Raw genomic sequence first — 13,909 nt, 5'->3', positions numbered from 1 at the left:
GCAGATGAGAGCGGGCCACCCGGATCGGGTGGCCCGCTTTCGTGTGTCTTCTTGTGGGTTACTGCCGTCCGCTGCCGAGCGCCCTGCGGCCACGGCCGCGCCCCGGCGGGAGCGCGAGCGGCAGCGCCGTACGCGGGGAGGGCGCCGACGGGTCCTCCTCGATGCGCAGCGCGAGCGCGGGGCAGCGGCGTACGGCACGCTCGGCGCGCGCTTCGGAGTAGCGCGGTACGGACGCCTCCGCCACCCCGGGGAAGCCGTCCGGGCCCAGCTGGATCAGCTCGGGGATGATGTCCGCGCACAGCCCGTGGCCCTGGCAGAGCGTCCAGTCGACGGCGAGCCTGCGGCCGCTGGGGGCCTCGGCCGAGGAGACCTCCGCCTGCAGCGGCAGGACGCCCTCGACGGGGCGGCCGCAGCCGCCGCCGAGTACGTGCGCGGCGAGGTCGTCCGTGAACGCCGAGATCGTGGAGTCGATGAAGGCCGCCGTGCCGTCGGGGTGTTTGCAGGCGCCGCGTCGCTTCACGGCCCGTGTCACCTCGCGCAGCGCCTCCAACGCGGTGGGGCCGCCGCCGTCCAGGACGTCCGCGAGGCCGCGGGCCGCCGCCGGGAGGCCCAGATAGCAGGGGCCGCACTGCCCGGCGCTCTCGGAGGCCAGCCAGTTCGCCACGTGCAGCGCCTCCCCGAGCGGGCAGGTGCCGGGGCCGATCGGCAGGATCGCGCCCGCGCCGAGCGCGCCTCCACAGGCCTCCAGGGAGGCGCGTGAGACGACCGCGTCGTGCGCGGTGACCGCGTCGAGCCACTTGCCGTGATAGCCGCCCGTCAGGACGCCCTGGGGGAGCGGCGGGGCGCCGGCGAGCTGAAGGACGTACCGCAGGGGCACTCCTGTGGGCACCTCGACCACCATCGGCCGGGCGACGGCTCCGGAGACGGTGAGCAGGACCGTACCGGGCTCCTCGCGCAGGCCGGTGCGGCAGTAGCGGTCGGCGCCGATCCGGGCGGCGACCGCGAGCTGGGCGAAGGTCTCCGCGTTGGACAGCAGGGTGGGCGCCCCGCCCACTCCGGAGTCGGAGGTGCGCACCTTGCGCCCCGGCGGCACAGGGGGGCCGCCGTCCGCCGAGCGCACCAGGGCCGACGATTCGCCGGTCACCATGCGCACCGGATTGCGCTGCACGCGCGCGCGGATGCTCGATCCGCGCCGGTTGGTCAGGCCGCGCTCGGCGAGCGCCGCGAGCATCGAGGACTCGGTGGAGTCCCGGGTCACGCCCACGACGAGGGTGCGGGCGCCCAGGGCCTCGGCGGCAAGGAGAGCGCCGTCGAGGATGAGGTGCGGGGCGCGGTTGATCAGGACGGTGTCCTTGCGGCAGGCGGGCTCGTCCTCGCTGCCGTTGACGACGACCACGGGGCGCACGCCGCGACGTATCGCCGCGTCGGCGACCGCGCGCAGCTTCTTGGCGAAGGGGAAGCCTGCGCCGCCCCGGCCGCGCAGCGAGATGGCCTCGGAGAGGGAGGCGAGGGACTCGCCCGCCATGGGTTCGAGCGGGCCGTGCACCTTGAGGTGCATCGCCAGATCGAGGCGCTCGACCAGGTCGAAGCCGGAAGTCAGGAGGGGAAGCCCGACGACGCGTACTTCGGGGACGTCGGGCAGCGACGCGTTCACTTGTTGCCTCCGGTGGCGGCGTTCCAGGGTTCGCCCGAGCTCGGCGCCTGAAAGGTGTGGGGCAGCGGCTCGGTGGCGGGGCCGTTGTCGTACGGGGCTTGGTACGGCGCCTCGTACGGGGGGTGGTGGGCCGCTTCGTACGGCGGGTCGTACGGCGGCTCGTAGGCGGTGTCGTGGGAGCGGTAGGGGGTGTCCTCGGAGCCGTACGCCTGGGAATGGGTGTCGTACGGGGGGTCGTAGGGGATGTGCGGGGCCTCGGCCGGGGGCGGCGGGGACGGGGAGGGCCAGCGCGGTGGCGGAGGGTCGGTGATCGGCAGGACCTCCGTGGGCCTGCTGGTGGAGCCCAGGACGCGGTAGGCGGCGGCGATGCCGACCACCGGCGGCGGGTCGGAGGCGGCTTCGGGGCCGCGGCCGGGAGCGGCGGTCGTGCCGGGGAGCGGGGACTCGGCGGTGTCCCGGCGGACGGCCTCCCGGTTGCGGGCCCTGCCCTCAGGTTCGAGCAGGGCCAGGATCCGGGCGGCGACCTTCCGCTTGATCGGCAGCGGGGCCGCGCGCAACGCGACCGCGCCGGCGACGGCGAACAGGCAGAGGCAGTACAGGGCGATCACCCACGGCTTGGGCGCGCGTCCCGCGTACAGACCGTGGATCAGCGCCGAGCACCAGGCGGGGTAGGCGAGCATGTGCAGCGCACGCCATCGGGACGCGACCTGGGCGGGCGAGGCGAAGGCGCTGCGCAGGGCCCCGGTGACGGCCGTGACCACCATGAGGAGCCCGGCGAGCGAGCCGAGGCCGATGAGCCCGTCGCTGCCCGAGAAGCCGAGCCCGAAGGGGATGAGGGCGCCGACCGGCGACACGTGGTCGAGCGCGAGTTTGACGGTGACGTGCAGCAGAAGGAAGCCGATGGAGGCGACGGCTGTGGCCCGGTGCACGGCCTGGGCGAGCAGTCGCTGACGGGAGTGCAGGAAGAGCCGGTCGGTGGCGACCAGGCCCCAGACGACGGCGGCGGTCAGGGAGACCAGGGACAGGACGCCGGTGGTGAAGTCGAGGGCGGCGCGGAAGGCGTCGCTGCCGACTATGACGAGCAGGGGTATCAGCAGAAGTGCGGCGGTGGTCAGGACTCCGCGCGTGGTTCTGCTCGGTTCGGGGAAGGCTGCGAACGAACGGCTCTTGCGGCTTGAACGGTTGGAGCGGTTGGTGCGGCTCTGACGATGCGGATTCAGAGGGTTCATGGGGGCGACTCCGAAATGGCTCGATCGCCGCATGCTAAGTGGCCTCATACCAGTGAGTACGAGGTTTGAGTTATTGCGTCGTTATCTAAAAGCGATGCGATCTTGGTGTTGCCCCGATAGAGGTCGGTACGCGGGGTAACCCTTGGCCAAAGGTCGGGTTCCGGGCCTCCGCGCGACTCCGGAGCGGCCGTGGTCGGCGCGGTGGAACCTCGTCGCGGGTCACGGGGGCGCTGCGGTACCCTGACGCCATGCGTGCCGTACGCCTTCTGCTTAGCGGGCCGCGCTGATCAGTCCCGACCGCCGGAAAATCGCGGTCGGCATCGGCGCGGCGTCCCCTCCTGTGTGAGGGGCTTTTTCATTTGGCCGGGACGGTCATTTCCGCAGGCAGAGACGATCGATGGAGCTTTGAGGATCATGAGCGAGACGAATTCTGCTGCCGCCTCCGAGGTGGCCGCACCGCACCGCTATACGGCCGCCCTGGCCGCCGACATCGAGGCACGCTGGCAGGACTTCTGGGACGCGAACGGCACGTACGAAGCGCCGAACCCGAGCGGTGACCTGGCCGCGGACGGGGACGCGCAGGCCGCGCTGGTCGCCAAGCCCAAGCGGTTCATCATGGACATGTTCCCCTACCCCTCCGGCGCGGGCCTGCACGTCGGCCACCCGCTGGGGTACATCGCCACGGACGTCTACGCGCGCTTCCAGCGCATGACGGGCCACAACGTCCTGCACACCCTGGGCTTCGACGCCTTCGGCCTGCCCGCCGAGCAGTACGCCGTGCAGACGGGCACCCACCCCCGGGTCTCCACCGAGGCCAACATCGAGAACATGAAGTCGCAGCTGCGCGGTCTGGGCCTGGGCCACGACAAGCGCCGCTCCTTCGCGACGATCGACCCGGACTACTACAAGTGGACCCAGTGGATCTTCGTACAGATCTTCAACTCCTGGTACGACGCGGAGGCCGGCAAGGCCCGCCCGATCGCCGACCTGGTCGCCAAGTTCGACAGCGGTGAGCGTGCCGTACCGGGCACCACGCGCGCGTGGAGCGAACTGGACGCCACGGAGCGCGCCGAGGCCCTGAGCGAGTACCGCCTGGCGTACGCGTCGGACGCGCCCGTCAACTGGTGCCCCGGCCTGGGCACCGTCCTGGCGAACGAGGAGGTCACCGCCGACGGACGCTCCGAGCGCGGCAACTTCCCCGTCTTCAAGGCCAAGCTGCGCCAGTGGAACATGCGCATCACCGCGTACGCGGACCGCCTGCTGGACGACCTGGACGCGCTGGACTGGCCCGAGGCCATCAAGCTGCAGCAGCGCAACTGGATCGGCCGCTCCGAAGGCGCCCGCGTCGCCTTCCCCGTCGGCTCCGAGGACGGCGACGCGATCACCGTCTTCACCACCCGCCAGGACACCCTGTTCGGCGCCACCTACATGGTCCTGGCGCCCGAGCACGAGCTGGTCGACAAGGTCGTCCCCGACGCCTGGCCCCAGGGCACCCACGAGACGTGGACCGGCGGGCACGCCACCCCGGCCGAGGCCATCGCCAAGTACCGCGCGTTCGCCGCGTCCAAGTCCGACGTCGAGCGCCAGGCCGACGCCAAGGAGAAGACCGGCGTCTTCACCGGCGTCTACGCCACCAACCCGGTCAGCGGCGAGCAGGTCCCGGTCTTCATCGCCGACTACGTACTGATGGGGTACGGCACCGGCGCGATCATGGCCGTCCCGGCGCACGACAGCCGCGACTTCGCCTTCGCGCGCGCCTTCCACCTGCCGATGCGCTGTGTGGTGGAGCCGTCCGATGACCGCGGCACCGACACCTCGGCGTGGGACGAGGCCTTCTCCTCGTACGAGGCGAAGCTGATCAACTCCTCGAACCCGGAGATCTCCCTGGACGGCCTGGGCGTCGTCGACGCCAAGGCGCGCATCACCGGCTGGCTGGCCACCCGGGGCATCGGCGAGGGCACCGTCAACTTCCGCCTGCGCGACTGGCTGTTCAGCCGCCAGCGCTACTGGGGCGAGCCCTTCCCGATCGTCTACGACGAGGACGGCGTCGCCCACTCGCTGCCCGAGTCGATGCTGCCCCTGGAGCTGCCGGAGGTCGAGGACTACTCCCCGCGCACCTTCGAGCCGGACGACGCGGACACCTCTCCGGAGACGCCGCTGTCCCGCAACGAGGACTGGGTCAACGTCACGCTGGACCTGGGCGACGGGTCTGGTCTGCGAAATTACCGCCGCGAGACCAACACCATGCCCAACTGGGCCGGTTCGTGCTGGTACGAGCTGCGCTACCTGGACCCGCACAACGACCAGAAGCTGGTCGACCCGGCCATCGAGCAGTACTGGATGGGCCCGCGCGAGGGCCGGCCGACGGGCGGCGTCGACCTGTACGTCGGCGGCGCCGAGCACGCGGTGCTGCACCTGCTGTACGCCCGCTTCTGGTCGAAGGTCCTGTTCGACCTGGGGCACATCTCGTCCGCCGAGCCGTTCCACAAGCTGTTCAACCAGGGCATGATCCAGGCCTACGTGTACCGCGACAGCCGTGGCTTCCCGGTCCAGGCCACCGAGGTCGAGGAGCGCGACGGCCAGTACTTCTTCGAGGGCGAGCCGGTCAAGCGCGAGCTGGGCAAGATGGGCAAGTCCCTGAAGAACGCGGTCACCCCGGACGAGATCTGCGAGGAGTACGGCGCGGACACCCTGCGTCTGTACGAGATGGCGATGGGGCCGCTGGACGTCTCGCGCCCGTGGGACACGCGCGCGGTCGTCGGCCAGTACCGCCTGCTGCAGCGCATGTGGCGTCTGATCGTCGACGAGTCCACCGGTGAGGTCACCGTCACGGACGTCGCGGAGTCCGACGTCGCCGAGGGCACGCTGCGCGCCCTGCACAAGGCGATCGACGGCGTGCGCCAGGACCTGGACGGCATGCGGTTCAACACCGCCATCGCCAAGATCACCGAGCTGAACAACTACCTGACCAAGGAGGGCGGCGCGCTGCCGCGCCCGGTCGCCGAGCGCCTGGTGCTGCTGATCGCTCCGCTGGCCCCGCACGTCGGCGAGGAGCTGTGGCGCAAGCTGGGCCACGGCGACTCGGTCGTCCACCAGGACTTCCCCGTGGCAGACCCGGCGTACGTCGTGGACGAGACCGTGACCTGCGTCGTGCAGATCAAGGGCAAGGTCAGGGCGCGCCTGGAGGTCCCCCCGTCGATCTCGGACGAGGAGCTGGAGAAGGTGGCCCTGGGCGACGAGAGGGTGCTGGCGGCGCTGGACGGCGCCGGGATCCGCAAGGTCATCGTGCGGGCGCCGAAGCTGGTGAACATCGTTCCGGCCTGAGTTCGGCCCCTGGCCGGCCCGAGTCGCGCGAGGGGGCATGAGGGTAGTCCCCTACGGGCAGGTTGGGGGTTCCGCTGGAACCCTCGGCCTGCCCTTTGCGTTTACCGTTGAGGAGTCGGTGCGGACCCGCCGCAGGACCTGGAAGGAGCGTCATGGAAGCCGTGGGCGTGATCGTGGCGCTACTCGTCCTGCTGTTCGTGGTCTTTGGTGCGTACATGACGGTGAAGGCGATCGGTGCCGCCAAGCGCGGCGTGGACCGCACGATCTCGCAGGCACGCCGTTCGGTGGAGGACACGACGCTTCGCGCGAAGAGCTTCGCGCAGGTGGGTTCGTCCGCCGAACTGGCCCAGCTGCGGCTCTCTTTGCGTACGTCGATGCGGGCCACGCAGGACGCCCTGCACGCGGGTGTGGCCGAGGACGCCTCGCTGAAGGAGTCCCTGGGGCTCTTCGAGCGGCTCAGCGCGCACGGCCACGAGCTGGACGAGGAGCTCCGGCGCCTCGAGCGGGACCCGGACAAGGTCTCCCTGGCCCAGCGACTCCCCGCGCTGCGGGAGCGTACGACCCAGATCACGAAGTCGGCGGACTCGCTGCGGTGGGCGGTGCGCGAGAGGGCCCACCGTTTCGCGGACGACGACCTGGAGTCGCTGAGCTCGCAGATCGACCTGGAGACGGGCGCGCTGCGGCACTGGACGAAGGAGCCGGCGCCCACCCAGACCCCGGCCGCCTGGCCGGAGCCCGAGCAGGCGCCCGACGCGGGCAGGAGCGCGGAACAGACCTGGACGGAGCCGTCGGGTCAGCCGGGCCGGCCGGAGCAGTCGAGGCCGTCCGCATCGGCTGAGGAGTCCGAGCGGCCCGCCATCACGCCGCCGACGCCGCGGCCCTCCTACCCCTGGGAGAAGCAGGCCAGGCCCGAAAGCACGACGTGAGCGCACGGGTGACGTGGCACGGCCGGGAGCACGGCTGGCACACTGACCCGCGAGGGGTCGGGCTGCCGCCTTCGGGCCCAGGCAGGTAATCTCCACCGCATGTCCCGTCATGTCGCGATCGTCACGGATTCAACGGCCTATCTGCCGCAGCGGACGATGGAGCGGCACGGCATCACGTCGGTACCCCTGACCGTGGTCCTCGGTGACCAGGCGCTCGAAGAGGGCACGGAGATCTCCGCCCGCTCCCTGGCCCTGGCGCTGCAGAAGCGGCGCTCCGTCACCACATCGCGGCCCAGCCCGGAACTCTTCGCCGAGACCTATCGCAGGGTCGCCGATGCGGGCGCGAAGGCCATCGTCTCGCTGCATCTGTCCGCCGAGTTCTCGGGCACGTACGACGCTGCCGTCCTCGCGGCGAAGGACGCGCCGGTGCCGGTGCGGGTGGTGGACACCGGAATGGTCGCGATGGCCCTGGGCTTCTGCGCGCTCTCGGCGGCGGAGGCCGCCGAGTCCGGGGGCTCAGTGGACGAGGCGGTCACCGCGGCGGAGAAGCGGGCCGCGAACACGTCCGCGTACTTCTACGTCGACACCCTGGACTACCTGCGCCGGGGCGGCCGGATCGGCGCCGCGCAGGCACTGTTGGGTTCGGCGCTCGCCGTGAAGCCGCTGCTCCAGCTGGACGGCGGGCGGATCGAGATGCTGGAGAAGGTGCGGACGGCGTCCAAGGCGATCGCGAGGCTCGAGGAGATCGTGGTCGAGCGGGCCGGGGCCGACCCCGTCGACATCGCGGTCCATCACCTGGCGGCGCCGGAACGGGCGTCGACCCTCGCGGACCGGCTCAGGGACCGGGTGCCGGGCCTTGCGGAGCTGCACGTCAGCGAGGTCGGGGCGGTGATCGGGGCGCATACGGGGCCCGGGTTGTTGGGGGCTGTGATTTCGCCTCGGTGAGGTGTGGGTGAGGCGTGTCCGTGGGCGTGGGCGCCGGTGGTGGATGAGGGCGGCGGGGTGCTTGTGGGTGGCGGAGTTATCCACAACCGCTGGGTAATCCACGGGAATTGACCAAGATCAACATGATTTCGCCGGGGTCCCTAGCGTCGTCGGCATGGCACTTCGATCACTTTCACGGACACCTGCCGCGACGAGCGGACCGGGGCGAGGCCCCGCGTCGGACGGCCGCGCTTCCGATGGCCGCGCTTCCGGTGGACGCGTTTCCGACGGCCGCGCTTCCGGTGGACGCACCACTGATGACCGCGCTCCCGGCGGCCCTGCTCCGGACGGCCGCGAGCGATACGGGCACGCCCGCAGGCGGGCGGCCCGGCGCAGACATGCCTCGGCGGAGGCGCGGGCGCAGGCGTTGCGGCAGCGCGCGGAGTCGCTCTTCGCCGAGCCTGAACGGGAGGGTGCCGGTGGGGGGTTGAGGTCGGGGGCGCCGCCGGAGCCGGGTGTGTTGGGAGTGGGGGTGCCGCCGGGTCCGGGTGGGTCGGAGGTGGGGCGCGGGCGGGCGGTTCGGGGGCCTCGGGGCGTGCCGGTGCGGGGGGCGCAGGGGGTGCCGGTGCCTCTGTCGCAGCCGCGGGTTGTGTCGCCGTCTCGGCCTGGGGTGCCGTCCTGGGTCCAGCCGCAGGTCGTGTCGTCTCCTCGGCCGGTGTTGCCGTCTCGGGGCGAGTCCCAGGCTGTGCCGCAGTCGGTGGTGCCGTCTCGGGACCGGGTGGAGCCCAAGCTTCGGCAGCCTGTGTCGGTTCTGGCCGAGGGTGTGTCGGCGCCGACGCTGTGGGGGCGGGTGGGGCTTGCTGTGCGGGAGCGGTTGCCGGTGTGGCTGCAACTGCGGTGTGGTCTTGAGCGACGGAGCATCGTCGCGCTCGCGGTGGTTCTCGTCATCGCCGCGGTGTTCGCCGCCCAGCACTTCTGGGCGGGGCGGACGCAGCCGGTGCGGGCTCCGGACGTGGTCGGGGCGGCGCCTGATCGGGGCGCGGAGCCGTCTCCGTCCCCGGGGGCTCCGCCTCCTGCGGAGGGTGGTGGCCGGGCGACGGCCGGAGCGAGCGGTGCGCCCGGTGCGGGCGGCGGTGGGGTCGTGGTGGACGTCAGCGGGAAGGTCCGCAGCCCCGGAATTCTGCGGCTGCCCGCGGGTTCCCGGGTCGCCGACGCACTGAAGGCCGCGGGCGGGGTTCGCCCCGGCGCGGACACGGGAGGGCTCAACCGCGCCCGCCTGCTCATCGACGGCGAACAGGTGGTGGTGGGCGCCCCGGCTGCTCCATCGGCTCCATCGGATCCAGTGGCTCCGGCGGTGCCTGGTGCGGGGGCGGCCGCCGGGTCGACGGGAGCGGGTCCAGCCGCTCCGGTCGGCCTCAACACGGCCACGCCCGAGCAGCTCGACGAACTGCCGGGTGTCGGCCCCGTGCTGGCCCAGCACATCATCGACTACCGCACCGAACACGGCGGCTTCCGCTCGGTGGAGGAGTTGCGCGAGGTCAACGGAATCGGCGACAAGCGCTATGCCGACCTGCAGAATCTCGTGCGGCCATGAGGTCGAGAAGTCAGGCGGCCGTGGTCCCCGGAGCCTCGACGGGCCCGCCCGACAACACAGTTGGCGCCGCGTCCGGGCGTCGACTCGGCGACGCCCACCCCCGCCAGGAGGGCCCGCTGGACCTTCGCCTGGTGCCGCCCGCCCTCGCGGCCTGGGGGACGGCGGCCCTGGCACTGGACGCCCCGCCCCGGTGGGTGATCGCAGCCGTGGTGGTGGGTGTGGCGGTGGCCGGCGTTCTGTTGGTGACGTGGACGGTGCGGGCGCACCCGGAAGGGGCGGTGCGGGCGCGCCCGGCGGGTGGTGTGCGGGATGGTGCGCCGGGGGTGGATGCGGTCCCGGCGCGGCGGCAGCCCTGGCGGCGGGTGTCGGTGGCGGCAGTCCTCCTCTGTGCCGCGGCGGCCGCCGGCTCCGCGGCGCTGCACGGGGCCGACCTGCACCGGGGGCCGGTTCCTGCCTTGGCTCGGCACTATGCCGAAGCGGAGGTCGAGTTGGAGATCACCTCCGACCCTCGGCTCACCAGGCCCCGCGTCACGGGAGCCCATGCCATGCCGCCCTCCGTCATGCTCAACGCGGAGATCGTCCGGGTCAGGGCGGCGGACGGCTCGACCTCCGTGACACGGACCCCGGTCCTGGTCTTTGCCGGGGACGGACACCGGAGCAAGGGCGGGGCAGGCGGCGAGGACTCCGCCGGTCCCTGGTCCAAGGCGCGCTGGCTCAAGCTGCTGCCGTCGACCAAGCTGCGCGTCCAGGCGAGCCTCGCGCCTCCTCTGCCGGAGGGCGACCGTGTCGCGGCGGTGCTCCGGGTGGACGAAGAGCGGACACCGCTGGTGATCGAGGCGCCGTCCGGGCCGCAGCGCCTGGCGGGGCGGTTGCGGGGCGGGTTGCGGGAGGCCACGGACGGGTTGGCGCCCGATGCCAGGGCGCTGCTGCCCGGGCTGGTGGTGGGGGACACCTCCCGCGTGCCGCCCGAGCTGGATGAGGCGTTCAGGGCGACCGATCTGACGCACCTCCTCGCCGTCAGCGGGGCCAATCTCACCATCGTCCTCGCCCTGCTCATCGGCCCGCCCGGCCTCGCTCAGCGTGCCGAACGGCGTGGCCTCGCCCCACGGCTGGGGATTCCGCTGCGGGCGACCGCGCTGCTCGGCGGCGCTCTCACCCTCTGCTTCGTCATCGTCTGCCGACCGGACCCGAGCGTGCTGCGGGCCGCGGCCTGCGGGCTGATCGCGCTGCTGGCCATCGGCACCGGTCGGCGCCGGTCGCTGATCCCGGCCCTCGCCGCGGCGGTACTGCTGCTCGTCCTGTACGACCCATGGCTGGCCCGCAGCCCTGGCTTTCTGCTCTCCGTGCTCGCCACCGGCGCCCTTCTCACCCTGGCGCCGAGGTGGAGCGCCGCCCTGCAAAGGCGCCGGGTTCCCCCACGTCCGGCGGAGGCACTGGCCGCCGCGGCTGCCGCGCAGGCGGTGTGCGCGCCCGTCGTCGCCGTCCTCGCGGCGCGGGTGAGCCTGGTGGCGATCCCCTGCAATCTCCTCGCGGAGGTGGCCGTCGCCCCCGCGACGGTCCTCGGCTTCGCCACGCTCGCGGCGGCGCCGTTGGCGATGCCGGTCGCCAAGGGGCTCGCCTGGTGCGCGAGCTGGCCCGCCTCATGGATCGCGGACATCGCCCGCACGGGTGCGGCCCTGCCCGGCAGCGGTGTCGACTGGCCCGGCGGCTGGCGTGGCGGTCTGCTGCTCGCCCTCGCCACGGTCGGCGTGGTCCTGGTCGGCCGCAGGCTCGTCCGGCATGCCTGGCTCAGCGCGCTCTGTGCCCTGCTGCTTGTCCTGGCGATCGTGCAACCCCCGCCCCTCACCCGGGTGATCGCGGGCTGGCCGCCGCCGGGGTGGCGGTTCGCGATGTGTGACGTGGGCCAGGGGGATGCCACCGTGCTGGCCGCGGGGGACGGGGCGGGGGTGGTGGTGGATGCCGGGCCGGACCCGGTGCTCGTGGACCGCTGTCTGAGTTCGCTCGGCGTGACCCGTGTGCCACTCGTCCTGTTGACCCACTTCCATGCGGATCATGTGGCGGGGCTGCCGGGCGTGCTGCGGGGGCGTTCGGTCGGGGCGATCCAGACGACGGGGTATCAAGAGCCTCCCGAACAGGCACGGTTCGTGCGCGAACAGGCGGCTGCCCACCGGATTCCCGTGAGCGACGCGGCGGCGGGAGAGCGGCGCCGTGCGGGCGTTGGCCTCCTCGACTGGCAAGTGCTCTGGCCGATGCCGATGCCGATGCCGACCCAGCCGCAGCCGCCGCCGCAGCAGCCGCAGCCGCCGCCGCAGTCGCCGATGTCGACGGCGCCGGGGCCAGCTCCGGGAGCGGGGCAGGTGCCGACTCCCGAAGGGCCGAACGATGCCAGTGTCACCCTGCTCGTGCGCGCCCAAGGGGTGACCCTGCTCCTGCTCGGCGATCTCGAACCGCCCGCCCAGCGGGCCCTGGCCCGCACGCCTGCCGTGGCGGCGCTGCCACCCGTGGACGTCCTCAAGGTCGCCCACCACGGCTCGGCCTACCAAGACCCCGGGCTCCTGCGGCGGACCGCGCCACGCCTCGCACTCATCTCCTGCGGCAAGGACAACTCGTACGGACACCCGGCACCTCGTACGGTCGCGGCGCTGCGGGCCGGGGGAGCGGAGGTGTTCCGGACGGACACGAGCGGCTCGATCGCGGTCATCGGGCCCAAGGGCGGAACGGAGGCCGGGTCGGTGGACGGGGCGGCTCCGGCCCTGAAGGTGGCCACTCGCCCGCCCTAGCCCGCCCTAGCCCACCCTGCGGAAGCCCCAGCATCGCGGCTCGGTCGCTCGCAGGGGCCAATTCGGGCTACTCGTGACAGTTCAAGCTCTAGCGCAGCATTACTGCGAAGTGGGTTCGTGTTGCATCGAATGCCGCAACGGTGATCGAATGCCTCTTCGTGACAGGAGTTGTCAAGGTGCGTGGGGGTGTGTCGCAAGTGTTCGGCCGTTGGCTGGGAGACCGTACGAACCGAGTCGATCGGACGAACCGAGTCGATCGGACGAACCGAGCCGGTGGGGCAGGGCGAGTCGGGGGAGTGGGGCGGGCCGGTGGGGCAGGGCGGGCCGGGGGGCCCTTGTCCGCCGTGGCGGTTCCGCCCCGTGCGGGAGTGCTCAGCTGCCGGGTGCTCGACCCCGTCAACGAGCCCGTGCGGCACGCGGAGTTCGCGGTCAGCGATGCCATGGGGCGCAAGGTCGTCGGTGGGGGTCTTGATCCGTTCGGTTCGTTCGTCGCGACCGTTCCGGCCGGGGACTACCGCCTGGCGGTCTCGGCGGAAGGATTCACTCCCTACCGGGCGAACGCCACGGTCGGGGAGAGCGCGCACGCCTCGCTCGGTGACGTCATGCTCCAGATCGCGCAGCCCCCGGCGCTCCCGGAGGCCGGTGACTGGGAGATCGACCCCCTGCATTCCTCGGTCGCCTTCACCGCGCGGCACATCGGGCTTGCCCGTATCCACGGCCGGTTCAACAGTTTCGCGGGAGCCATACGGCTGGGCGAGCAGATGGAGGAGTCCGCGATGCACGTCGTCATCGACGCCGCCTCCATCGACACCGCGGTGAAGATGCGCGACGACCACCTGCGGTCCGGCGACTTCCTGGACGTGGAGCGCTTCCCGACGGTGGAGTTCTACAGCGACCGCTTCGTGCACAAGGGCGGCAGCCGCTGGGTGCTGACCGGCGGTCTGACGCTGCACGGCGTGACGCGCACGGTCACGCTCGAGACGGAGTACCTCGGGGTGGGCCAGGGGCTTGAAGGGGAGACCCGCGTCGCCTGCCGCGCCTCCACCGAGCTGCACCGCGACGACTTCACGATCAACTGGCAGACGATGCTCGCCCGCGGCATCGCGGCCATCGGGCCCAGCATCACGATCGACCTCGACATCCAGGTCCTGCGCAAGGGCTGAACCGCACAGCTGCGTGAGGCCGGTCAGCCGGTCAGCCGGTCAGGGAGCTTCGAGCCAGCCCTCGTGCTCCGCCGCCAGTTCGTCCAGGGCCGCGCGGTCGAGGCGCCGGTCGGGGTCCTCGACCACGACCAGCCACTGGGCGTCCTCGGCGTCGTCCTCGCCCGCCAGGGCGTCACGGACGAGCTGGGGCTGCTCGCGCACGCCGAAACGGTCGGGGAGCTCTTCGGCCACTTCCTCCGCGGCATCGCGGTCGGGCAGCACCAGGACATGTCGTACGTCGGTCACCTGCCCATTCTGGCAGCAGCGCGAGACAGG

General features: G+C 72.4%; 9 protein-coding genes. 6 read left to right on the top strand and 3 right to left on the bottom strand.

Features of this window, described 5'->3' with window-relative positions:
* Nucleotides 1-58 precede the first annotated feature (58 nt).
* A complete protein-coding gene (locus tag ACFUPX_RS07005) occupies nucleotides 59-1,654 on the bottom strand; it encodes an NADH-ubiquinone oxidoreductase-F iron-sulfur binding region domain-containing protein (protein WP_383317268.1) in 1,596 nt (531 codons plus the stop codon).
* On the bottom strand, nucleotides 1,651-2,883 hold the full coding sequence (locus ACFUPX_RS07000; RefSeq protein WP_383317265.1) for a cytochrome b/b6 domain-containing protein: 1,233 nt from the start codon (nucleotides 2,881-2,883) through the stop codon (nucleotides 1,651-1,653). Before ACFUPX_RS07000 ends, ACFUPX_RS07005 begins: the two co-directional genes overlap by 4 nt.
* A 414-nt stretch (nucleotides 2,884-3,297) precedes the next feature.
* Between ACFUPX_RS07000 and leuS the strand changes: the two genes are divergently transcribed.
* From leuS to ACFUPX_RS06970, 6 genes are all read left to right on the top strand, one after another.
* Entirely contained in the window at nucleotides 3,298-6,207 is a 2,910-nt protein-coding gene (gene leuS / locus ACFUPX_RS06995; RefSeq protein ID WP_383317263.1) for a leucine--tRNA ligase, read from the top strand.
* A 152-nt stretch (nucleotides 6,208-6,359) separates the two neighbouring features.
* The gene (locus tag ACFUPX_RS06990; protein ID WP_383317260.1) at nucleotides 6,360-7,133 is read left to right on the top strand and encodes a hypothetical protein; all 774 of its coding nucleotides are present in this window, start codon (nucleotides 6,360-6,362) and stop codon (nucleotides 7,131-7,133) included.
* A 99-nt stretch (nucleotides 7,134-7,232) separates the two neighbouring features.
* On the top strand, nucleotides 7,233-8,078 hold the full coding sequence (locus tag ACFUPX_RS06985; RefSeq protein ID WP_383317257.1) for a DegV family protein: 846 nt from the start codon (nucleotides 7,233-7,235) through the stop codon (nucleotides 8,076-8,078).
* Nucleotides 8,079-8,859: 781 nt separating this feature from the next.
* Nucleotides 8,860-9,651, top strand: a complete 792-nt coding sequence (locus ACFUPX_RS06980; protein WP_383317253.1) for a helix-hairpin-helix domain-containing protein — start codon at nucleotides 8,860-8,862, stop codon at nucleotides 9,649-9,651.
* The gene (locus ACFUPX_RS06975) at nucleotides 9,648-12,431 is read left to right on the top strand and encodes a ComEC/Rec2 family competence protein (protein ID WP_383317250.1); all 2,784 of its coding nucleotides are present in this window, start codon (nucleotides 9,648-9,650) and stop codon (nucleotides 12,429-12,431) included. The genes ACFUPX_RS06980 and ACFUPX_RS06975 overlap by 4 nt, the downstream gene beginning before the upstream one ends.
* Before the next feature lie 197 nt (nucleotides 12,432-12,628).
* Entirely contained in the window at nucleotides 12,629-13,594 is a 966-nt protein-coding gene (locus ACFUPX_RS06970; protein WP_383317511.1) for a YceI family protein, read from the top strand.
* A 39-nt stretch (nucleotides 13,595-13,633) separates the two neighbouring features.
* Here the strand turns inward: ACFUPX_RS06970 and ACFUPX_RS06965 are convergent, their stop codons facing one another.
* Nucleotides 13,634-13,879: a hypothetical protein gene (locus ACFUPX_RS06965; protein ID WP_371529219.1), complete on the bottom strand. Its 246-nt coding sequence runs from the start codon at nucleotides 13,877-13,879 to the stop codon at nucleotides 13,634-13,636.
* Between the last annotated feature and the right edge of the window lie 30 nt (nucleotides 13,880-13,909).

This window comes from Streptomyces sp. NPDC057302, assembly GCF_042667685.1.
GTDB lineage: Bacteria > Actinomycetota > Actinomycetes > Streptomycetales > Streptomycetaceae > Streptomyces.
The sequence above is the reverse complement of the archived record's forward strand: the minus strand, read 5'-3'. Positions and strand labels throughout refer to the sequence as shown.